The sequence below is a fragment of the Aquibacillus kalidii genome (genome assembly GCF_014280935.1).
In the GTDB taxonomy this organism is placed as follows: domain Bacteria; phylum Bacillota; class Bacilli; order Bacillales; family Amphibacillaceae; genus Aquibacillus_D; species Aquibacillus_D kalidii.
The window spans coordinates 107150-130177 of the sequence record NZ_JACLZI010000062.1 but is presented as its reverse complement, the minus strand read 5'-3'; the positions used below and the strand labels follow the sequence as shown (position 1 = coordinate 130177).

Here is a 23028-nt window from a genome sequence, read left to right as displayed (position 1 = left end):
ATTGAGTTGTAATAGAGCGGATAATGGAGAGCAGAGCAAATTATCGCAACCAGGTGACGCAGATTTTATCTTAACTGTGTCATTCTTTACATAAAAGCAAATGACAGCGCTTTATTTTGGTTTGGATTAAAGGGGGTGGTCTCTGAAGGATACTGTTTATGTCAAGGAAAGGGGTGTTTGAACTTATCGTTTCGTATAGTGTTACTACTAATCTAGCTATCCTATTTTGAGAGACATATGCTGTAGAGAAAGTGAATAATAAAGGAGTGAGATCTATTGTACAGAAAGCATCTCAGGAATCTATTAAGTAAATTAACTGTTTTAGGGTCGATTGCTATTCTTTTATTTGGATTAGTTACGCCTATGACAGTCGCAGCTGAAACAACAGTAGAGTCAAATGCAGAAGATCAAGCCAAAACAATTAAATTAGACCCGAGCTACCAGCATGCTCCTTTTGATGGATGGGGTACGGCACTTGTTTGGTTTGCCAATGTAACTGGTGGATGGCCAGATGAAATTAGAAATGAATTAGCGGATGCTTTGTTTGGTGAGGATGGCTTAAACTTTAACATTGCTCGCTATAATATTGGTGGCCAAGATTCACCGGAAACAGAGCCCTACATGCGTCCAGGGGGAGCGGTACCTGGGTATTGGAATCGTCCAGCTGAATTTTCTCCACCAGACAATGCTGGAGATGATTGGGTAGAACAAGAAGACTGGTGGGATCCAACCAATCCTGAGCATTGGAATTTTAATAAAGATAAAAATCAGCAATGGTGGCTAAAAGCTGCTCAAACACGAGGGGCAGATACGTTTGAAGCATTTTCTAACTCTGCACCTTATTTTATGACACAAAGTGGCTTTACATCAGGTAACTGGAATTCTGCAGAAGATAACCTTCAACAAGATCAATATCAAAATTTTGCAACATACCTCACAAGAGTAGTCGAGCATCTCGAAACAGAGATGAATATCGATATAAGCACACTTTCTCCTGTTAATGAGCCAAACACCGATTATTGGGGAGCAAAAGGAAGACAAGAAGGATCACACTGGGATCCTGCTTCACAGGCAAAAATGATCAACGAAGTAAGCAAACAAATAGAAGCATTAAATCTGGATGTAAATGTCGCAGCGATGGATGAGACAAATCCAGAGAAGTTTCGAAATAATTGGTATCAATATGATGATGCTACTAAGGCGAATGTCGGACAAATGAACGTTCATACTTATTGGCCTGGCGCTCGTTCAGCTGTTAGAGATCTAGCTAAGATTGAAGACAAGCCATTATGGATGTCTGAGGTAGACCTAGGTCCAGGCGGAATTCCGCAAGACTTTGATAACATCGAACCAGGTCTTGCCCTATCGGAACGGATTACGTCAGACCTTAGTAATTTAGAGTCTCAAGCTTGGGTACTCTGGCAAGCGATTGAAGATGAAGAAAATATGAATGCAGAGCATGAAAATATGAACTGGGGTCTGATCCAAGTAGATTTTGACCCGGAAGATTTTTCTACATTAGAATGGCATGAAAACAAAAAGTATTACGCGATGGGGAACTATTCTAAATTTATCCGTCCTGGATATCAAGTGATTAATGCTGATGATACTAATACATTGGCTGCGATTGATAAACAAGGTAAACAGGTTGTTGTGGTGTACACAAATCAATCAGAATCAGCACAACCAATTGATATTGATATATCCGGCTTTGAAACTATCGGGGACACAGCAGCAGCAACCCCATATGTGACATCAGCTACTGATAATATTGCGGAGAAGGCTTCTGTTAAAGTTGTTGATGAGAGTCTTTCCACCACAGTGGCGCCTAAATCTGTTACAACATTTGTAATTTCTGACGTTTCGGGTGTCGATGTAGATGCAGGGGTTGTAAAAGAAGATGTAGCCTATAAGCTAGTGAATAAAAATAGTGGCTTAGTGCTTGATAAGAAGGAAGATCAAACGTCTGTTGTCCAAGAAAATGTTTCGAGGAATAAAGTGGGCCAAGAATGGACTTTTGAAAAAGTGACGGATGGTTACTCAAATAAAGAAATGTATGAAATAGTTAATACGGAAACGGGCAATGTGTTAACGAATCAAGATGGTTCCGTTGTCTTGGCAGCTGATGAAAATTTAAGTACGCAGCGATGGATATTATCGACAAATGGGAACGAATATACCTTTATAAATGAAGCAAGTGGTACATTGCTGGAGGTAGGAGGCCAGTCCAAAGAAGCTGGTGCTGCGGTTAGTTTGTGGCAAGCGAATGCTGGTGCTAATCAAACTTGGACAATTGTTGAAGTAGGAATCACAAGTATAGAATTGCAAACGGTTTGGACGACTCCTGGTAAGGAACCTGTATTACCGACTAGCGTAATGGCCACGTATGGAGATGGCGAAACAGTTGTTAAGCCTGTTACATGGGATCAGATTGCTAAAGAAAGTTACGAAGCAGAAGGTCAATTTGTTGTGGAAGGCTCTGTTGAAGGTGCATCCGTTAAAGCAAAAGCTACCGTGTACGTTAGTGAGATCGCAACTATTCAGGAAAGTAAGGTTAAGACAATACCAGGAAAAAGACCAAATTTACCAGAAACAGTGGTTGCTCAACTTCATGTTGGTGCGCATGTAACGGTGCCAGTTACATGGGAGGATATTGACCAAAAATTATACGAGGACACGAATAAATTTACGGTAAATGGCTCTGTCAAAGGTACAGGCGTTAAAGCGGTCGCACACGTTCAAGTATTAGAAGCTGGAATTGAAAATCTAGCTTTGAATACTGGGTCAGAGTTTCCGAAGGCCAGTGCCTCGTTTACAGGGGAATGGGATCATGTTAATAACCTAAATGATGGGGTAAAAGAAGGCTCTGCTAGGTGGACGAATTGGGATCCGAATAGCTGGAGGGAGAATGATTGGGTTCAAATTGATCTTGGAGAAGAGAAGGAAATTACAGAGGTGAAATTTACTTTTTATGATGATAATGGTGGTACGAGACCACCAGAGTCCGTAAACTTGGAATACTGGAATGGAAGTGAATGGATTGCCATCCCTAATACGGAGTTAAATGTTGAAGGAGAAGATGAAGCAGTAATTAACATGACGCCGCTTACGACCAGTATGGTTAGGGCCAATTTAACTGCGATGGCTGATGCTTGTATTGCGATTAGGGAAATCGAATTAATGGGGATTGGCGATACACCTAGTCTTGGCAGTAATGCTTTACTTGACGACATTCTAATCAATGGCGAATCATTACAAGGATTTGAATCCGAGAAGTTAGCGTATGACATGGAGCTGGAAGCAGACGCCACAGTTCCAAGTGTTGAAGTTGTAACGCATGATTTATTTGCAAGTTACGAGCTAGTGTTGCCGACGTCGTTACCAGGTAAAGCTATGATAAACGTAACATCTGAGGATGAAAAGGCTACGAAAACTTATGAGGTTAACTTTACGAAAGCTAAAGAAGAAGAACAACCACCAGGGGATGGAGACGGAACTCCTGGGGATGAGAATGAACCGCCAGGAGAAGAACAACCACCAGGTGATGGAGAAGAGCCACCGGGAGACGGGAATGAGCCACCTAAGGATGGAGATGAGACACCAGATGAAGGTGATGAAACTCCAGGAGAAGAAGCTCCTAGTAAGGAGATTACGGTTGAGTTAGGTGAAACAATAGAAGTGCATGCTGGTACTGTCATTTCTATTAACGGTAGCAATTCAAAAATAACATTACCTGACGACCTTCCAGAAGGAACAACGCTCTTAATTAAAAAGGTAAGTGCTGATCCAGATGGGCTTAAGCAAGCAGGGGATGTTTATGACTTTGTCTTTACATACCCAGGAGACGATAGTTATCACGGAACTTTCAGCCTATCGCTAGATTATGATCAAGAAAGCTTTAATTCGGAAGATGTGAGCATTTATTATCTGAATGAAGCAAACGATAACTGGGAGAAACAAGGTGGTTCTGCAAAAGACGGTAATGTTACGTTGGAGGTATCACATTTTTCTACGTACGGCGTTTTTGCTGCAGACGTGGATAAGTCAACAGCTGATAGCAATTCAAATGATGATGAAGAACAACCATTGCCTGACACTGCTACCAACACTTTCAACTTCCTACTTGTAGGGTTGGTGTTACTTTTAGTAGGCGGAATTAGTATGTGGGTTGTAAGAAGAAAATTTAAGTCGTAGATTATACTAGAAGAGGCTGTCTCGAAGGTTTAACAAACTTTTGAGATAGCCTCTTTTCATACCAGGCATATGGAAAATTACTTCATTCCTAACAGCCCTTTATTGATTAAGTTATTAATAATCTCAGCCATTTCCTTTGGCGATCGATCCATGTCACTGTTCAACCAAGTTTTGATTACATGAATGCTTCCACTAATAATAAAGGTACTTAAGTACTCTGAAACATCCTTGTCGAGGTTATTAACCTCATTCCAATTTTTCATAAAAACTTGATGAGCGAATACCATCGTTTTTTTCTGAAAAGTTGTATCTACTTTTTCATTAAGTAATGTTTGACACATTTCCTGCTTTGAAGCAAAATACTCGATTAATTTCTCAATTATTTGAAGAGAGTCCTCTTCTTTATCAAAAGGATATTGGCTCAAATATCCTCTCATATCCTCAATTATTTCATCCTCCATTTTGTCGAGCAGTTCAAACTGGTCTGCGTAATGGGAATAAAAGGTAGAGCGGTTAATGTCGGCCAGCTCACAAATTTCTTTTACAGTAATGGATGAAATCTGCTTTTCTTTTAAAAGCTTCATCAGACTATCCTTTAAAACCATCCTTGTGTACTTTTTGCGTCTGTCTAATTTGGAGGACGCCATGGTATCTCCCTCTCTTTTTCCTGTTTTCCAACATATTTTCCAAATGTGTCGTTGAAATCACAAATGATAGTAAACTGTTTGTTGAATAGACAACACTGTGTTCTTATAATGATAAAGTGAGTCTTAAAAACATGCAAGAAAGGGTGAGTAATAATAAATATTGCAGCAAAAATTATCAAGCATAAAAAGGCCGTTGCAATCACGTTTATGGTGCTTACAATTCTCTGTTCGCTAGCACAGTTTACGGTTTCGGTAAACTACGATATGAAAGATTACTTACCGGAGGATGCGCCATCTACGGAAGCAATGGATGTCATGGAACAGGAATTTGATGGAAGTGTTCCTACTAATAGAGTCATGATGCAGGACTTGACGTTACAGGAGGCGCTTGCTTTTAAAGAAAAGCTCGCTGCCATCAATGGGGTGTCTAACGTTACGTGGTTAGATGATACGATTGATATTAAACAACCGCTGGAAATGGCGGATCAGGAAACGGTAGAAAATTATTATAAGGATGGCAATGCCCTATTTTCCTTCAGTATCCGTGAAGGGGAAGAAGTGGCAATTACCGATGCGATTTATGATTTAATTGGTGAAGATAATGCGATGGCAGGGGAATCGCTTAATACAGCTACCCAGCAAAAGATGGCTGGAAAGGAATCGATGTATGCGGGGGCTTTATTAGTTCCGATTATTATTCTCATATTAATCGTTTCTACTACGTCGTGGCTAGAGCCGATCCTTTTCTTAACAGCTATTGGGGTTTCCGTACTTATTAACATGGGAACGAACATTTTTCTTGGGGAAGTATCGTTCGTTACCCAGTCGGTGGCACCTATTTTACAGTTAGCCGTATCACTCGATTATGCTATTTTTCTTCTACATAGTTTCTCCGACTATCGGAAAAAACTAGCAGATCCTAAGGAAGCGATGCAGCTTGCTATGAAAAAATCCTTTTCAGCTATTGCGGCAAGTGCGTCCACAACCTTCTTTGGGTTTATAGCCTTATCTTTTATGAACTTTGAAATTGGTTCCGATTTAGGGATTAATCTTGTAAAAGGGATTCTACTAAGCTTTATTAGTGTGATGGTGTTCTTACCAGCATTAACATTATTATTTTATAAATGGATCGATAAAACGCAGCATAAGCCATTACTTCCAAGTTTAAAAAACAAAGGAAGTATCGTTGTGAAATTACGTGTACCTAGTTTAATACTTGTATTACTATTGATTGTTCCAGCATTTCTTGCACAAAGCCAAACTAGTTTCATCTACGGAATAGGTGAACAGCCAGAAAATACAAGGGCAGGCAGTGATTTGGCAACGATAAAAGAACAGTTTGGTGAGAGTACCCCAATGGTATTACTTGTTCCAAGAGGGGATACCGCAAAGGAAGCGGAATTAGTGAATGACTTAGAGGACGTTGATCATGTGACCAGTGCACTTGCATATGTGAACACAGTAGGTTCAGTGATTCCACCAGAATATTTGAACGAGGATATAACAGATCAATTTTATTCAGAAAATTATAGTCGAATCATCCTTCAAACGGATACAAAAACAGAAGGAGACGAAGCATTCCAGTTAATTGAACAGGTACAGGAAACAGCAGAGAAATATTATGAGGAAAAGGTCTATTTGGTAGGTGAAAGTGTAACCTTATATGACATTAAAAATATTGTTCAAAAGGATAATAAATTAGTGAATACCTTGACGATTGCCACTGTTGCGCTTGTCCTATTCGTTACCTTTAGATCGATATCGATACCTGTAGTGCTACTATCTACAATTCAATCTGCCGTATGGTTGAACCTATCTGTTCCATACTTTACAGATGCCTCCTTGGTATATGTCGGCTATTTGCTGATTAGTATTATACAACTAGCAGCAACTGTAGATTATGCGATTTTGTTAACAGATGCTTATAAAGAGGATCGCAAGGAAATGTCTGCACTAGAAGCGGTTAAGAAAACGTTGGATGAGAAGATTTTTGCAATTGGTATTTCTGCATCCATATTGTCTAGTGTCGGCTTTATATTGTGGATTACTTCCTCTAATCCGGTCGTTTCATCGATTGGATTGTTACTCGGTAGAGGGGCACTGCTTTCGTTTATTATGGTCGTTTTCTTACTACCAGCTATGTTGGTCGTGTTTGATAAAGTGATAGTGAAAACAACCTGGAAAGCAAATTTTTATAAGGAGAAATGATCATGAGGAGAATAAGAAAGATTCTACTTGTCTTTATCACTTTCATTTTGGTACTGCCGTCTCTTCTTGTTTCGGCTGAGTCGGAGGACAGTGTACAAGGGGAGAAGGGACCACAGGGAAATGGTCAATTCTCCTCAAAAGAGGAAGTGGTTTATGCGAAGCTAAATGCCACTGGTGAAAGACAAGAGATTTATGTTGTTAACATTTTAAATATGAAAGAAGCAGGGAAGATCGTGGATTACGGTCCGTATACGAGCTTGAAAAACTTAACAAATTTATCCCCTTTAGAACAAACAGGTAATAAAGTAGAGATAAATGCCCCAGAGGGAAAATTTTATTATCAAGGGAATCTGAATGAGCAACCCTTGCCGTGGGATATTTCAATTACTTATTTGTTAGATGGGAAAGAGGTCAGCCCAACAGAGCTTGCAGGAAAAGGTGGGCATGTTGAAATAAGAATCGCAACTTCTGCGAATGATGCAGTAGATCGAGTGTTTTTTGAAAACTATTTACTACAAATCTCCCTATCTCTTAATTTAGATAACTATCACAATATCGAGGCACCAGAAGCGACACTTGCCAATGCGGGCAAAAATAAACAAGTATCGTTTACTGTGATGCCGGAAAAAGAAGAAGAGTTAGTCTTGGAAGCAGATGTGGAGGAATTTGAGTTAGATGGTATTGACATCTCAGCTGTGCCTTCTTCGATGCCGATTGATTCTCCGAATATTGAAGAGATGACAGGTGAGATGGAGATGTTAACAGATGCCATTGATGAGATTAATAATGGTGTCGGAAAATTAGAAAATGGTGTATCAGAATTAAATAGTGGAGCAACTAGTTTACGAGGGGGCTCTGCGCAATATCGAGATGGAATTGCTGCGATTAATGCTTCTTCGTCAGAGCTTGTGAATGGATCGAAGCAGATCAAGCAGGCATTAGAAAAAACGAACGCTTCTCTTGCTAACAGCTCAGAAGAAATCGATCTTAGTGGTTTGCAAAAGCTAGGAGATGGACTCGGGAAAATGGCGAAAGGGCTTAAAGGTACAGCAGATGGCTTAGGCACATTAAAGGATAAGTTCGCTACTGCTTATAGCACACTAGATAAAGCAATAGGGGCGATTCCAGCTTATGAGCTTTCTAAGGAACAAGCCGAGCAGCTTCAAAAAAGTAATGCAGATCAAGAAGTGATTGGGAAATTGTTAGAAACATATAAGACGGCACGCACTGCAAAAGAAACGTATGCGAAAGTCCAAGTAGGTTTTGATGCAGTAGGAACAACGTTGGATGGGGTTAACGGCTCTCTTTTAGGTATGGTTAAGAACCTAGAAGGCATGGCGAGTGAGTTAGCAACTGCACAAGAAGACATGGATGTTGCGGAGTCCTTAACGAAGCTGAAGGAAGGATTAGGTCAATTAGCTTCTCAGTATGGAACGTTCCATTCCGGTCTAGTTGAATACACTGGAGGAGTCAGCCAGTTATCTAGTAATTATGCAGAACTTGACCATGGGATTGCAAGCTTGTCTCAAGGAACGGGAGAACTTGAAAATGGAGTGAATGAGCTTCACAACGGAACAGCTGAGCTTGATGAGTCTACGAGTAATTTACCTGAACAGATGAAAAAGGAAGTGAATCAGATGATGGAGGAATATGATAAATCTGATTTTAAAGCTGTATCCTTTGTTTCACCAAAGAACGTGAAAATCAATTCTGTTCAATTTGTTTTGAAAACCGAAAGTATTAAGGTAGAAGAGAAAGAAAAGACAAAAGAACCGGTAGAGGAAGAAAAAGGGTTCTGGGCCCGTTTGCTGGATCTCTTTTAATTAAAAAAGGTGCTAACCAATTTCTATATGGTTGGCACCTTTTTTCTTTATTCACGAAATAGAGATAAAAAGGAGAAAAGCGGATTTATTCTTCCCAAATGAACTATATTGCGTTTTAAATACCTCATTTGTTGATTAACAAGTATCTGATTTAAGAGAAAGTAAGTTTTGAAGAATGTAATATAGTGAATATCTACTAAAAAATGTAATGAAGGGGAATTTACATGTATCATCTAAGTTATGACCAATTGATAGATGCATATAAACGTTCGGTGGATCTGAATTTGGATAGAAAATTTATTATTCTTTTAGAACAAGAAATAGAATTTCGTCGAACTGGAATAAAAGTGATTTAACGATCGAAAGGAATACACAAGGTAATGTTTGGAAAGTTTACTAGGAGCTGCGAATATATGGATAATTGATGGTACACTTAATATATATTTATTAGGTAAGAAATAACTATTGGCCAACTAGTATTAATGCTATAACTGTGTTAGAACGGGGGTAATGTTTATCGGTTCTAGAATAAAGGTAGTAATTGCCGAGGATAATTCAGAAGCTCAAGACATTTTAATGAGCTTTATCGAACCCATTGATACTTTTGAAATAATTGGTATAGCAGATGATGGAGAAAGTTTGCTAAATTTAAATATGGAACTGAGTCCCGATTTGATTATAGCTGATATTGACATGCCGAAGTTAAATGGTGTTGAAGCAATTTCTGCTTGTTTAAAAATGAATCCAGCATTAAAAATAATCTTTACGACAGCTTACGATAAATATGCAGTGAAGGCATTTGATTTAGCTGCTGTTGATTATGTAATGAAACCTGTTAAGAAAGAACGACTATATGTGGCTTTAGATAAGGTGAAATCAGCGTCAGAATCTACAAATAAGCAGCAAAATTCAAAGAATATCATCACAATCAAAATGGATAGAATATCTTATTTTATTCATCTTAAAAATATTATTTTTATAGAAAGAGAAAATCGAAAAACGATTATTCATACGCATAATCAGAAATATGAGACGAATGAATCGTTGAATACTTTGTTGGATCAATTAGACAAGAGGTTCTTTCGGACACATCGGTCTTTTATTGTAAATATCCATGCTATTTCTCATCTATCGTTGGAAGGTGAAACGTATTTCGCTCACTTTAAAAATTATCCGGATTATGCCCATGTATCGAAACTACAAAAAAATGAATTAATGAGGGAACTATCCTAATTCAAGAAGCATTTAATTACTCTTATTCAGGTAATTAATGCTTCTTTTCTTTTGTTTTTAGGAGATTCTTACTTCTTTATTGATACCGAAGTTTTTATTACAATAACAACTAGGAAGGTTTTTGTTGGAATGGGAGGGTGAAAGATAGTGGTATCAAACTTGCAAAGGCAGACAGATTATACACTGCTGCAATTAACTAACCAGGTTATGGGGAGAAAAGGTGCCCATATTTTATATATGTTTAATGAACAAGAGTCGTATATGGAGAATGCTATTGCTTATATAGTGGAAGGTTTGGACAACGGGGAATCAATTATATTGGCGGAATCTCGAAGTAATTACCGTACCATTAAACAAAGATTAGTAGCTATTGGTTATACGGGAGCATCACTAGAACGGTTAATCTATATCCATCGTGATAGTTTCTATCTTTCCGAAAAAGGCTTTAATGCAGATTTAAGCTTTAGTCAATTTGAAAGAATTGTATTAGAGAACACCAAGAACGGTATAAACACAAGAACATGGGGGAATGTAATTGTTGATCGTTCATCAATTAGTGAAATTAGAAAATATGAAAGTAAATGTGATGCTTTTATTTATGGGAAAGAAGTCATATCTGTTTGTACGTATAATGCACTTACAACACCGTCCTTTTTTCAAAATGAGTTATTAAAAATACATGAATATGTAATGATCGATGATGCCATTGCAAAATCTCCATTTTATGATAAGCAGTATCTTCCTTTTAGCCCTATAGAAAGAGAAAGGGTTGATAATTTAGAGAAGGAAAACAACGCATTAAAGGAAAAGAACGAGAAACTTCTCATAGATAAGGCACGTCAGAAAGAGCGAGAGAAATTTTTAAAGACCGAAAAAATAAATGCTGAAAAAGCAAATCATGCTAAAAGTATATTTTTATCACAAATGAGTCATGATCTGCGTACACCGCTGAATACCATTCAAGGTTATACACAGATCTTGTTGTTAAACGACTTAAGTAAAAAGCATCTAGAGAAGTTAACAAAAATGTATCATGCATCTGAACAGCTGCTACAATTAATTGAAGAAATTTTAGACTTTACGGCAATTGATACGGGGCGTATCCCGATTCAAACAGAAGTAATTCAACTGAAGCCTTTCATAGAGGAATGCATAGGATCTATTCTAGAGACGCAATCATCACATGTAGATGTTCAATTAGAAAATGTTGCGGAAGATGTCTATATTGATGCAGATCCATTACGGTTAAATCAAATTATTACGAATCTCTTAGACAATGCGGTTAAATATAGTAATCCAAATGGTTCCGTGACGATTTGTTGTGATGGTGAAAATAAAGAAACGGTAAACATCCAAGTGAAGGATAATGGACCTGGTATTGCTCTAAAAGAAAAGGAATTAATTTTTGAGCCTTTTTATCGGAGCGAAAACCATGTAAAGGGATGGAAAGGGACAGGATTAGGTTTGGCTATTGTTGCCCAATTAACGACAAGAATGAATGGACGTTATGGAGTTGCCTCGAGTGAGGGGAATGGATCTACTTTTTGGGTTTGTTTTAATAAAATAAATAAAGTGAACTATAAACGAGTAGACCATAGTGAAGATAAATGGAGTCCTAACAACCAATCTTTTTATGTGCTATATATGGAAGATCATCCTGATAATATAGCCGTTATGAAAGCGATGCTAGATTTTATTGGGAATATTGAGTTGTGCTGTGTTACTTCTGGCGAAGAAGGGTTAGAAAAGATAACAGATCAAAAACCAGATTTTGTTTTATTAGACTTAAACTTACCTGATTTAGATGGTTTTGAGGTATTAAGAAGGCTGAAAACACAACCATCAACAAAAGGAATACCTGTTATCGCAGTGAGTGCTGATGCTATGGAGGAAACGATAAAACAAGCATATAAAGAAGGCGCTTATGCTTATATAACAAAGCCAGTTGATTTCAAAGAACTACGCAAACTATTTACGGAAGCAATCGAAACGATAAAATAGAAGAGTAGCACTGCCTCGACAAAAAACGAGCTAATTCGGGTGGTGACAGGCACCATTGGAATGTCGGAATGGGACAAGGGACCTGACCCTATGTCCCGTTTATTTTTTTTAAGGAGACTGATTTATCAGGGAAGTGTAATAATATATTTCCACCAGAAGAGAAAGTGACTTCAAATGATAATGTTGATTCATCAAAGGGTAAAAATTCCTCGTACAACCAGCTATCTACTTCGCGATTAAATATAGGGGTATTATTATCATAATTTAAGTGTTTAAATTGAAAGAAAGAGACATCTTCAAAACTCAATCTCCATTTGTTATTATTAGAAAGAGTGAAATGAATATCTGAATGGAGAAGGCTCGTATGTTCTATTTCCATTTTAACCAGTTGATAATCATGAAACCCCCAAGAGTTAAAGTGGTTAAAAATATCTTGAGGTAATCTTTCAGACAAGGTACCGTAGATTTCGTTGTATTTTCTTAGATTTTTCATCCATTTATCCTCAAGCTTTTCCAGCTCTTCATCACTCTTACTATCAATATTTTGCGCTACAACCAAATCATATAAGAAAAATTCCATCATTAAGTCTCCTGTTCCATTCTCTTTTTTGTTGGAGTAACCTGTCCTGTTGTTTGAACTTCACATGTGTTAATTTTAACATGAAATTCCAATGAATCGTTTGGATTTCAAAATAAGAGGAACGCCGATTGACGATCCTCTAAAAGGTGTTCTGTGTTAAGTATAAAGAAATACAGACAGAGGCTATTTTGAAAATAGCTTGTTGATTTAAAATTAATAAGAAATAACCTTATTATAAATAGCTATCTCTCTCATCCAAAAATATTTCTTCAAGTGAAGGTTCTTCTACTTCTACACGGTAAATATCTATTTTACATTTATTTAGTGCCCTAATAATTTCGGCAATCTTTTTCTCGCTTTCTACATGGATAGTAAAATAGTGGTCTTTCAATTCTAAATGAGCTCCGATAGATTTTAGCCAGTTTATTAAAGTATGTTGTTCAGACTTAGGAAAAACGGAGTGTTTAAATGTGACGATAATGGTGGATTGATAAAATGATCTTAACTCATCCATTGTACCAATCTTAATAATTGTTCCTTCCTTCATAATAGCTATTTTTGAACAAATTTTTTCTACCTCATCAAGGTTATGTGAGGTCATAAATATCGTCTTACCTTGTTCTTGCAGTTTTGTAATTTACTGCTGTATTTCAATTGTAGATTCTGCATCTAAACCGGACGTGGGTTCATCTAAGAAGATCAGATCTGGATCATGTATAATTGCTTGTGCAATACCTAGCTTTTTCTTCATAACAATGGAAAACTTTACAGCCTTCTGGTTTGCGTGTTCCTCTAATCCCACAGAACGAAGAACGTCTATACATTGCTGATTAGTAACAGTTTTTCCTGAAACACCAGCTAAATATTTTAAATGTTTTTTTGCTGTTAAATTGCCATATAGGGAGGAATAATCCGGCATCACTCCTATCCTCTTTTTTACATGGTCACTTGGTCCATCAATGCCCAATAGGGAAAATGAGCCAGATGTAGGTCTAATAATCCCTGTCAGCATATTAATAAAGGTGGATTTACCAGCACCATTCCGGCCAAGGAAACCTAAAACTTCTCCAGTCTGAACTTGTAGATTGATCCCCTTTACAACTGTTGTTTTTCCGAATGATTTACTTAAGTCCTTTGTTTCAATGGCGAACATTAGCAATCCCTCCTTTTGAAAATTTCTATAGAGATAATGAGCATGACACAAGATAACAGTAAATTAGTGAGAAAGGCGAAATTTGGATGCTGTATGTAATAAAAAGGAGTTATATATCTCATCCAAGCAACCCAGACGTTTGAAGTTAATGTCACCCATGCGATAAGAATTGGAAAGGCGATCCCTACTAGAATTCCTAGGAACATAGTAAATCCAGGTTTGGGTACTAGGACAGATAGTAAAATAGTTAATGAAATTTGGTAAGTAAGCAAACTAGTCAATTGAAGAAAAGCAATTATGTCAAATGTCTGTGCAAACACACAGACGATTAAAAAAGAGACAAATAAACATGTTAACCAAAATAACCAAATACCTAAGAATTTACCAATTACGATTTGGGATCTAGCTACTCTTGATACCAAAAAACGGATGGTTCGTTCATGCAGTTCCTTGTTCATGACATCATGTGAGAGGCCCATTACAAATAATTGACCAAACAACAAAATGAGAAACTGAATACCTACTGTATAAATGTTTTGTCTTTCTTCTGCAGATATATTCATCCCAGTAGATAACAATAGCTCTGCAAGTTTAGTTGAATAATATGCAGAAACTAATAAGATAGCAATAATAACAATGGATTTTATCCCCTTAAATAAACTAATAAATTCTCTTTTTCCAATACTGAACATTATGTTTTCCTCCTTCTTCCTTTTCGGGTCTTCTGACTATCGTAATTAAAATCCTAGAAATTGGATTGCACTTTATTGTCATAAAAGTATTATATAGCCTCTTTCTTAACAGGCTTCGTATGCAACCTTAATTTTTCCTTAATTCTAAAATAATCCTCGCAAAGGAATGGTATCATAATGGATAGGAATCTCTGAACAGGGGTGTGTAAAATGGAAGAGGCAAAACTACTAATTATTGATGATGAATATGCAATATTACATATGTTAAAAACGATATTGAATAAGGAATTATTCACCAATATTGATACGGCATCAACCAGAGCAGAAGCTATAAGACTATGTAAGGACAGGGAGTATGATTTAATTTTATTAGATGTGATGTTACCGGATGGTGATGGGTTTGAAATATGCCCAGTAATAAGAGGATTCACGGATGCCACAATCTTCTTTCTTACCGCGCGCACTACGGATTTGGATAAACTTTCAGGTTTTGCAGTGGGAGCGGATGACTATATTACGAAACCATTCAATCCTTTAGAAGTAGTTGCTAGGATCAAAGCGCACTTAAGGCGTAAAAGCAGCAATCCAGTCCACGTACAACAGGATATATACCATTATGGTGATATCGTCGTTAACACGAAAGCTGCTGAGGTTAATGTGAAAGGAATACATATAGATTTACCTGCACAAGTGTATCAACTCCTTTTGTTTTTCTGTAAACACCCCAACCAAGTGTTTAGCAAACATCAACTCTATGAAAGTGTATGGGGAGAAGAGTTTATAGATGAAGATAATACAGTAATGGTACATATTAGGAAATTAAGGGAGAAAATTGAGGAAGCTCCAGGTAATCCTAACTATATTGTGACAGTAAGAGGACTTGGTTATAAATTTGTTCCAGGAAGAGAAAGGGTATGAATATTCATAGGAGGTTTACTATTCAATTTCTCTTTCAGTTTGTGTCTACTTTTCTTCTATTCTTTTTATTAATTATTGTTGTTTGGGCTATTATAGGTTTCTCTATCATTCGTGAAAAAACAATGGAAGATTTGGCGGAATCTGATGGTTTTTTTATAGAAAGAAATATAAATATTGAAAATGGGAATGTACATTTTAATAATGATATTAAAACATTAGCAAGGGAGCAGAATGGTTGGTTGCTAGTGTTAACAAAGAAAGGAAAAGTAATTGGGTCTTTTCAAACACCGGAGCAAATAGTTTCAAGCTTTGATAATAGTCAAATTTCTCCTTTATTGCTTTTGGACAATACGGATACAGAATATTCCTATTGGGATATAGAAACGTTGGAAGGTAAATCTTACATCGTTATATTTGCACAACATCATTGGAGCGTACAGGCATTAGACAGAATAAAGAATCAAGTTAATTTTAGGGAAGCCTCTTTAAATCTTTCCGATATGTTGAAAAAAGAGGTAGATGAACATAATGGTTGGGTTCAACTAATTAATGTAGATGGGAAAGTATTAGATAGTTATGGGGAAAAAGAAGCAACGAAATATGAGATAAATAAGTTGTTAGAATTAACTAAGTTAAAGAATAATCATTCGGTTGCTACTCATGTTGATGATCAAACCAACCGCATATTGCTCGTTGGAAATGATAAGTTGTCTTCTAAGCTAAAAAACAATACACTAGTTAGTAAAAGTTTTTTTATCATCACAGTATTGGTGGGCATTGTATTAATATTTGGTACCTTTTGGTATGGCCATAAGTTTGGGTCTCCATTACTTTCTTTAATGAAGTGGATCAAGAACCTAGGTGAAGGTCACTATACCCAACCAGTCGATCCATTGACCAATCAGTCTATTTTGTATAATAAAAAAGGGAAATTGAAAAAGAAATTCCGTCTTTACAAGGATTTAATTACCATACTCTCACAGTTAACTGAAACATTAAAGGCAAATGAATCCCAACAAGCTCGAATTAGTCGAACGAGAGATGAATGGATTAGTGGAATTTCTCACGACTTAAAAACACCACTAGCTTCTATTTCGGGTTACGCAAATATGTTAGAATCTGATCACTATTCCTGGAATGAAGCGGAAACTAGAGAATTCTCAAGCATTATTGCAGCGAAATCTGAATATATGAAAGGGTTATTAGAAGATTTAACCTTAACTTATCGATTGAAAAACGAATCTCTTCCTATAATGAAGGAGGGGATAGATATAACCGAATTTATTCGGAGAACGATTATTCAGTTTCTTAACAATCCGGAGAATGCAGATAAAAAACTTATATTTCATAATAGTGATCAACCCTTGCAGGCATTTGTGGACCCTAAATGGTTTCAGCGGGTAATGGATAATCTGATTGCAAATGCAATTAAACATAATCCACCGGGAACTAACATCAGTATATCAATCTTTACAATTGAAGATCAGTTGTTTTGTGTAAATGTTGAAGATGATGGTATTGGTATGGACAAAGATACTATTCGCCACTTATTTAGTAGGTATTATCGTGGAACGAATACAACAGATTCTGAAAATGGTACAGGGTTGGGAATGGCTATTACGAAACAACTAATCCAATTACATGGTGGGTCAATTAATGTACAAAGTGAGGTAAATAGAGGTACAAAGATTAGAGTTATGATGCCGGTTTTATAAGATGAATTAATGGAAGAGTTGGATTGAATTCACAAGGTAAATAGATATTTTGTTAGAGAGAATAAACGATGGCTTAACATAGTTCATTTTGCTGAAGGAGTGGTTCAATGGGACAAGGGACCTGACCCTATGTCCCATTTTTGTGTCGCTTTCTGGTTGGAAAGGTGTTATTTTTGGTTTAATGATAAAGAATTGTTTTCTCTACTATTTTTATAGGTTAATTGAATATAATTAGAAGAGAACTCAGGAGTAGAGGTAATAAGTGTATGAATAATAAATTAAAACATAGTCCAGAAGATTACTATTATTTAGAGGAGCAGAAGGCTGCTCATTATTTTGAATCACTTCAGAAGCAGGTGGTGCAGCATGATTATATTCCAAGCTTGACTAAAGCTATAGAAGCTTGGAGAAAAAAACATGTTCGTAGGTTTTCGTTAACATCGCTTTTTTCAAGCATAGGAAAACCAGATGGAGAACAGTATGAGCATTATATGAAATGGCTAGATCGCACCGGTAGTTTAGAAAAATACTTGGAGCGCAGTTTCTTATATATCTTTATGCGAGACTTAGGGAAAGACCCGGACTCCAAAGAAACGCATGACAAGGTTAACCGTGTGGTGGAAAACATAAGAGACTCCTTTCATTCGTCGTCATCAGACGGAGAGGATCAACCTGATTTATTTCGAATCAATGGTTTGTATCGATTAGCGCAGCAAGAAGGTATAGAATCTGCCTTAATATGGGTGATGGAGAAGTTGAAAGTTGTTTCTTCCAACATTCCTGAGGGGATGGATGCTGTTCATGCCGAGCGTAAACTCATTAAGCTGATTGCAGGTGTAGTCATGCATGTGCTCGATGAAATGGGGGAGGAGGTATCTAGAGAAGAACGAACACAAAGGCTCGACGAAGCTATTCGGCTAGGTTACTATTATGGACTAACATATCCCTTCATTGATGACCTTCTAGATGCTAGCGTCTTATCCCCGAAAGAGAAACACCAGTATTCCGACATGATACGTACCACACTTGTGACAGGAACAGTCCCTTCTTTAAAAGGCTGGACGGGGAAAAATAAAGAGTTAGTAACATACATCCACTCTGAACTCTATGAAGCTTTTGAATATATAAAGAACTATCAGCATGCAGAGTCCGTTGATATTTTTTTCAAACAGTCCTATTTATTTTTTCAATCACAGGAAGTGGATCGTCTAAAGGATATATCCAATCCAGATTATACAAATGAAGAGCTTTTTATTCCGATTATCTTAAAATCTTCTTCCTCTCGGATGATTGTTCGTAGTGTCATTAGTGCTTCCGAGAATAAAGACATTGAGGATAGAACCTTTTATTATGGGATATATAATCAGTTGGCTGACGATTTTGCTGATATGTTTGAGGATTTGGAGGCAGAAGCCGTAACTCCCTATACTTACTATATGAAATATCACAATCAACGCCAGGATTTGATTAACCCGTTTGAGTTGTATTGGACAGTTATTTCTCATTTAATCGAACAAGTCTATCATTCTAGTGAACATGCCGTAGAGGTCATGTTGAATCGTGCGATTAATGGCTTGAAGCGATTTAAGGAAAAGAATGGTGTGAAAACCTATAATCAGGTGATGGCCTTATTTGCCCCAAAGAATGCTAAATTTAACCGTCTAATCCAACAGATGGTTCATAAAGCAAATGATGTAGACTTTTTTGATAAACTGCTTCGTACCAATATTATTACAAGCTTAGAAAGGGATAGGCAGGAGCGGGATGAGTTTATCGAGTCGGTTAGAACTGTTCGAGATCATATAAATAGCCTATTGTTTATCCCAAAAAAAGATCAGGATAGTTTAATGGGTGAACCGATTGTCGCTGCAGCAAATTATAGTTTACAAGGGGATGGTAAAAGATTAAGGCCAATCATCACTTGGTCAATGGGAGTTAATACTTACGGGTTGAGTAAGTCAGCGATAACCCCATTGCTTAAATCACTGGAATACATGCATACAGCCTCCCTTATTTTTGATGATCTGCCATCACAGGATAACGCTCCGGTTCGAAGAGGACGCCAAACCTTGCATGAAATGTATAACATAGCCACAGCGGAATTAGCAGGCCTTTTTCTCACACAGAAAGCATACGAAGAGCAAGCCTCCTTGGATGATTTCGAACCGAAAGTGGTATTGCGCTTAATAAAATACTCTTCTCAAATAACTGCTGAGATGTGTAGAGGCCAGGCGGTTGATTTAGACTCTGAAGGGAAAGTGCTAACGTTAGAGCAATTGAATCAGATGTGTTTTTACAAGACGGGAATAGGATTCGAGGCTTCTCTAGTCATGCCAGCGATACTCGCTAATGTAGGGGATACAGAAATCGAATCATTAAAAGCATTCGCCTATCATGCAGGTATAGCCTTTCAGATTAAGGATGATTTACTAGATGTAGAAGGGGATACAGATGTTTTAGGGAAACAAGTTGGAAGGGACTTAGCAAATAGTCGGTCCACCTTTGTATCGATTCTCGGTATGGAAGGTGCGAAGAAGGCGATGTGGGAGCAATACTGCCTAGCATTGGAGTCCTTGCAAAAGATCCCTCACGACACTCCATTTTTGAAGCAGCTAATGAATTATATCATTCATCGTAATCATTAAATGGGCATGGGGAAAGTAGTGTTTCATATGTAATGAATGTCATATTGATAGAATCATTTATAGGAAAATCTAACCCCCTCCAACAATTGATATATTGGAGGGGTTAAAGTTATTTTTTATTGCTTATTCCATCTTATTTTTCACCGCAATACTATTTATCTTTTAATAGGGAGTATTGACGATATGCATGTAGGTAGCTGAATCCAAATAATATAACCATGATTAAGGGCAGTAATTTTATAATGACAAACGGTGTCTCGAATAAGAACGCTTTCCAAAATAAAGATCCTTCCATATCCCAAAGCCCTTTCGTCTCATACAAACTGGAATCCTTATATATCATATAGCTAATCATCAAAAGTGAAATAGCTAGTGATAATGAGTAATTCATTAATCGTTTATAGTAATGTACATATGATTGACGATCTGAGAAAATCTCATTTTGACTATCAGCTGTTTTTTGCCAATATTGAATACTACCAAATCGTGAACCTCTTATATGTGTCCACCCAAAATCCTCATATATCGTTTTGTATTCTTCAAATCTATTTGCTGATAAATAATCCTGATAATCTAATCGTATAATAGAAGCTTTGTTAGCTTTTTCAAACGTATATATTCCTAATCCACTAATGTTTGTACATCGATAACCTTTTTGTAATTGCTCATTTAACCATTGCTCTTCTTCTACAATATTAAAAAACAATTTAAACTTCTTCATCGATCTCACTCATTTCATAAAGGGATATAATATGGCGTAATCTTTGGCGCTCGTCATTCAAAATTGTTATTCCTTTGTCTGTAATTTTATACACTTTTCGTCTACCAGTCTCTCCGGATACTGGTTCAATCCAACCATGCTTATTTAAATTTTCAATCGCCCCGTACAACGTGCCAGCAGCCAAGCTAACTGTGCCATTACTCATTTTTTCAATCTTTTGCATAATGGCATATCCATGAAGTGGTTCACGTAGAGCTAATAAAATATAGTGCATGGTTTCAGATAATGGTAAAAGTTTATGTTTCATATAATCACCTACTATTCAGTTTGACTGTACAGTTGAACTTAATATTATTGTATACAGTTTAACTGAATAAGTAAACCATTTTTCTTATTTTTTTGCTTTTTAACTTAGAAGTTTAAAAAAATGATGTGACAAAAAGGATTTGAAAGAAGAGATGAGGGTTAGAGAATTAGATGAAATTTCAACCAGCTTTTGAAGTATGGAAAGAGTTAGAAAAACTAAAGTATTAGATGACAATTCAGTAATCTGACGTGAACCTTTATAAAGATCGTACTAATGTTAGGATCAGATTGTAGAACAAGACAGTTGGATAATTATGTTAAAATAAGAGTGGATTTATGAAGGAGACTGACGCGGCAGGGTAAAGGAATAGTGCTTGAGTTGGAACTATGGTGTGAGGGGGAGAAGCAACTATTCTGATAAAGATAGGGGGACTGTCACAATGAAAAAACAGCTTCAATAATATTGGGTGTTGTCGTTCTAATTGTCATAGTACTAAATATACCGAATATAGTGGCTCATGCTAAACTGTATTCATTCCATAATAATAAATAACTTACAACCGAAACAATTCACTATATTGAAAATGATTAACAAGTTTAAAAAATAGGAGGTGTTGCGAGTTGAACAATAATTCCGGAGAAAATAATGAAATAAACAACATCTTTATTAATCATGCTGAGTATTGGTCAATTGTAGATATCAAAATAGACTATATGAAGGAATCGATCAGTTTAAAGTTGGTTTCTACTAAGAATCAGGAATTGCTAAAGACATATATCCAATTTAATCAAGTATTGTCTTACTATGTACATCAAGAACCTGAGTATGAAAGCTTTAGATTAAATTCATTCGAAGAAAATGATCATTTGCTATTGTCTGAAATTACTTACCGGCCAGAAGGTTTTGGTCAAATATATATTAAAAGCTTGGATCCAGACCTAAAAGAGATTGAAGCTTTAACAGCCCCAACTAATTTCTTTTTTCAGGTAAACAACAAAGACTGTTTTTTTATAGAAGCAAACTCACTTATTATTAATGATAAACAATATAGTAATTTACTTAAAGACGAAAATATTCTCAAAAAACCATACTAATTCCATGGTATCTTCTGTAAGAGTTAAGTATCGGGTTTGTGATATTGTGAAGTGTTGATCTTAAACTAAAGGGCAGAATAGTTGAACAGAAAGGTGATTAAGAGGGGTGAATGGTTATGGTATTTAATGCAACAACACAAAAAGGGTTATTATTGTTTTTACTGGCACTAAATTTGCTATCAATACTTGTGGCATTTCCGATAAAAACAATATCCGTTCACATTGTACTTATTGCATATCTTATCTTATGCTTATTTATTCAATTCAAAATCAAGATAGTGGAAAGTTCCATAAGTTTTGAAATCCGCATTTTTTCAAAACTTATTTACAGAAAAGAGATTTGTCCTAATCAAATTGTTGGTATGAAGTTTAAACGTGTGGGTTGGAGTAAGAAATGTGTAGTTGTACAAACATCTAAAGGGTTTAATTTACGAATTGTTAATTTCTATCCAGAAAAAATTTATGATGATTTGATTGATTATGCTAATGAATACGATATATCTATATTAAAAACTAAGGATTATTTAATCTTAGAAAAACTGAACTGAATCTACTCTTCAACTAACGGGTGCGTTTCTTGAAGATCACTTTAATCCTAAAATACAGTTAAAGGAAACATTTCTTGATATAATAAAAATAAACTCTATGTAAGGAAGAGGTGAACGCAACATGAATACAGCAAAAGAGCGTTTACTTAAAATTATTGATGAGATATCTGAACATGAAGTGGATATAATTTTAGATTTTGCAGAGTACCCTAAAATAAAGAGGGAAAAAGGTTATCTGAGGATTTAGCAAAGGCTAGCGAAAGTGGCCTAGATTTTTGGGGTAATGACATTGATGATGAGGTTTGGAATGATGTATAAACAAGGTGATATCGTTCTATTACCCGTTCCATTCAGTGATTTAACAAATAGAAAACAACGCCCTGTTTTCCAATAGACGTGGAGGTAAGAATATGATGTTTATAAATAAAGTAAGTCTTAAGTGGCTATTAAGAATCACAGGATTTTTTACTTTATTTGGCGTAGCTTCTTTTTTATACTCTCTTGTCAGGGGCAATTATATTAATTATGAAGCTATCTTATTAACGATAA

At 36.4% G+C, this 23028-nt stretch carries 17 protein-coding genes and 1 pseudogene; 12 read left to right on the top strand and 6 right to left on the bottom strand.

Annotated features, from left to right (window positions below; genetic code table 11):
- Positions 1–276 precede the first annotated feature (276 nt).
- A complete protein-coding gene (locus H7K77_RS19365) occupies positions 277–4194 on the top strand; it encodes a glycoside hydrolase (protein WP_186580389.1) in 3918 nt (1305 codons plus the stop codon).
- Positions 4195–4271: 77 nt separating this feature from the next.
- Here H7K77_RS19365 and H7K77_RS19360 read toward each other — a convergent pair whose 3' ends face one another.
- Positions 4272–4841, bottom strand: a complete 570-nt coding sequence (locus H7K77_RS19360; protein ID WP_186580387.1) for a TetR/AcrR family transcriptional regulator — start codon at positions 4839–4841, stop codon at positions 4272–4274.
- Between the two features lie 207 nt (positions 4842–5048).
- On the opposite strand from H7K77_RS19360, the gene H7K77_RS19355 reads away from it, so the two are divergent.
- The 5 genes from H7K77_RS19355 to H7K77_RS19335 all read left to right on the top strand — a co-directional run bounded on the left by H7K77_RS19355 (position 5049) and on the right by H7K77_RS19335 (position 12106).
- Entirely contained in the window at positions 5049–7049 is a 2001-nt protein-coding gene (locus H7K77_RS19355) for an efflux RND transporter permease subunit (RefSeq protein ID WP_186580385.1), read from the top strand.
- A gap of 2 nt (positions 7050–7051) precedes the next feature.
- Entirely contained in the window at positions 7052–8872 is a 1821-nt protein-coding gene (locus tag H7K77_RS19350; RefSeq protein WP_186580383.1) for a coiled-coil domain-containing protein, read from the top strand.
- A gap of 224 nt (positions 8873–9096) precedes the next feature.
- The gene (gene sda, locus H7K77_RS19345) at positions 9097–9228 is read left to right on the top strand and encodes a sporulation histidine kinase inhibitor Sda (RefSeq protein WP_186580381.1); all 132 of its coding nucleotides are present in this window, start codon (positions 9097–9099) and stop codon (positions 9226–9228) included.
- Between the two features lie 154 nt (positions 9229–9382).
- Positions 9383–10105: a LytR/AlgR family response regulator transcription factor gene (locus tag H7K77_RS19340; protein WP_186580379.1), complete on the top strand. Its 723-nt coding sequence runs from the start codon at positions 9383–9385 to the stop codon at positions 10103–10105.
- 147 nt (positions 10106–10252) lie between these two features.
- Positions 10253–12106, top strand: coding sequence for an ATP-binding protein (locus H7K77_RS19335; RefSeq protein WP_186580377.1), 1854 nt, complete (start codon positions 10253–10255; stop codon positions 12104–12106).
- Positions 12107–12194: 88 nt separating this feature from the next.
- Here H7K77_RS19335 and H7K77_RS19330 read toward each other — a convergent pair whose 3' ends face one another.
- The 3 genes and pseudogenes from H7K77_RS19330 to H7K77_RS19320 form a co-directional block, all read right to left on the bottom strand.
- On the bottom strand, positions 12195–12686 hold the full coding sequence (locus tag H7K77_RS19330; RefSeq protein WP_186580375.1) for a hypothetical protein: 492 nt from the start codon (positions 12684–12686) through the stop codon (positions 12195–12197).
- 232 nt (positions 12687–12918) lie between these two features.
- Positions 12919–13839: pseudogene (locus H7K77_RS19325) on the bottom strand (ABC transporter ATP-binding protein).
- Positions 13839–14531, bottom strand: coding sequence for an ABC transporter permease (locus H7K77_RS19320; RefSeq protein WP_186580373.1), 693 nt, complete (start codon positions 14529–14531; stop codon positions 13839–13841). The pseudogene H7K77_RS19325 and the gene H7K77_RS19320 overlap by 1 nt, the downstream one beginning before the upstream one ends.
- Before the next feature lie 210 nt (positions 14532–14741).
- Here H7K77_RS19320 and H7K77_RS19315 point away from each other — a divergent pair, with 210 nt between their 5' ends.
- The 3 genes from H7K77_RS19315 to H7K77_RS19305 all read left to right on the top strand — a co-directional run bounded on the left by H7K77_RS19315 (position 14742) and on the right by H7K77_RS19305 (position 19809).
- Entirely contained in the window at positions 14742–15449 is a 708-nt protein-coding gene (locus H7K77_RS19315; protein ID WP_186580371.1) for a response regulator transcription factor, read from the top strand.
- Positions 15446–17164, top strand: a complete 1719-nt coding sequence (locus tag H7K77_RS19310; RefSeq protein ID WP_186580370.1) for a sensor histidine kinase — start codon at positions 15446–15448, stop codon at positions 17162–17164. The genes H7K77_RS19315 and H7K77_RS19310 overlap by 4 nt, the downstream gene beginning before the upstream one ends.
- A 266-nt stretch (positions 17165–17430) precedes the next feature.
- Positions 17431–19809, top strand: coding sequence for a polyprenyl synthetase family protein (locus tag H7K77_RS19305; RefSeq protein WP_186580368.1), 2379 nt, complete (start codon positions 17431–17433; stop codon positions 19807–19809).
- 151 nt (positions 19810–19960) lie between these two features.
- Here the strand turns inward: H7K77_RS19305 and H7K77_RS19300 are convergent, their stop codons facing one another.
- Positions 19961–20530 (bottom strand): DUF2812 domain-containing protein, encoded by a 570-nt coding sequence (locus H7K77_RS19300; protein WP_186580366.1) that lies wholly within the window; start codon positions 20528–20530, stop codon positions 19961–19963.
- Positions 20517–20837, bottom strand: coding sequence for a PadR family transcriptional regulator (locus H7K77_RS19295; RefSeq protein ID WP_186580364.1), 321 nt, complete (start codon positions 20835–20837; stop codon positions 20517–20519). The genes H7K77_RS19300 and H7K77_RS19295 overlap by 14 nt, the downstream gene beginning before the upstream one ends.
- Positions 20838–21457: 620 nt before the next feature.
- Between H7K77_RS19295 and H7K77_RS19290 the strand changes: the two genes are divergently transcribed.
- The 3 genes from H7K77_RS19290 to H7K77_RS21620 all read left to right on the top strand — a co-directional run bounded on the left by H7K77_RS19290 (position 21458) and on the right by H7K77_RS21620 (position 22726).
- Complete coding sequence (locus tag H7K77_RS19290) at positions 21458–21931, top strand: YxiG family protein (protein WP_186580362.1); 474 nt, start codon at positions 21458–21460, stop codon at positions 21929–21931.
- Positions 21932–22047: 116 nt separating this feature from the next.
- Positions 22048–22479, top strand: a complete 432-nt coding sequence (locus tag H7K77_RS19285) for a hypothetical protein (protein ID WP_186580360.1) — start codon at positions 22048–22050, stop codon at positions 22477–22479.
- A gap of 121 nt (positions 22480–22600) precedes the next feature.
- A complete protein-coding gene (locus H7K77_RS21620) occupies positions 22601–22726 on the top strand; it encodes a hypothetical protein (RefSeq protein WP_268911942.1) in 126 nt (41 codons plus the stop codon).
- The last annotated feature ends 302 nt before the right edge of the window (positions 22727–23028 follow it).

Bases quoted from the DNA above. Each gene is read 5' to 3' on its own strand.
- H7K77_RS19320 (WP_186580373.1), bottom strand. From the start codon at position 14,531: ATGTTCAGTATTGGAAAAAGAGAATTTATTAGTTTATTTAAGGGGATA.
- H7K77_RS19285 (WP_186580360.1), top strand. From the start codon at position 22,048: ATGGTATTTAATGCAACAACACAAAAAGGGTTATTATTGTTTTTACTG.
- H7K77_RS19330 (WP_186580375.1), bottom strand. From the start codon at position 12,686: ATGGAATTTTTCTTATATGATTTGGTTGTAGCGCAAAATATTGATAGT.
- sda (WP_186580381.1), top strand. From the start codon at position 9,097: ATGTATCATCTAAGTTATGACCAATTGATAGATGCATATAAACGTTCG.
- H7K77_RS19355 (WP_186580385.1), top strand. From the start codon at position 5,049: ATGGTGCTTACAATTCTCTGTTCGCTAGCACAGTTTACGGTTTCGGTA.
- H7K77_RS19300 (WP_186580366.1), bottom strand. From the start codon at position 20,530: ATGAAGAAGTTTAAATTGTTTTTTAATATTGTAGAAGAAGAGCAATGG.
- H7K77_RS19310 (WP_186580370.1), top strand. From the start codon at position 15,446: ATGAATATTCATAGGAGGTTTACTATTCAATTTCTCTTTCAGTTTGTG.
- H7K77_RS19350 (WP_186580383.1), top strand. From the start codon at position 7,052: ATGAGGAGAATAAGAAAGATTCTACTTGTCTTTATCACTTTCATTTTG.
- H7K77_RS19315 (WP_186580371.1), top strand. From the start codon at position 14,742: ATGGAAGAGGCAAAACTACTAATTATTGATGATGAATATGCAATATTA.
- H7K77_RS19305 (WP_186580368.1), top strand. From the start codon at position 17,431: ATGAATAATAAATTAAAACATAGTCCAGAAGATTACTATTATTTAGAG.
- H7K77_RS19360 (WP_186580387.1), bottom strand. From the start codon at position 4,841: ATGGCGTCCTCCAAATTAGACAGACGCAAAAAGTACACAAGGATGGTT.
- H7K77_RS19295 (WP_186580364.1), bottom strand. From the start codon at position 20,837: ATGAAACATAAACTTTTACCATTATCTGAAACCATGCACTATATTTTA.
- H7K77_RS21620 (WP_268911942.1), top strand. From the start codon at position 22,601: ATGAATACAGCAAAAGAGCGTTTACTTAAAATTATTGATGAGATATCT.
- H7K77_RS19340 (WP_186580379.1), top strand. From the start codon at position 9,383: ATGTTTATCGGTTCTAGAATAAAGGTAGTAATTGCCGAGGATAATTCA.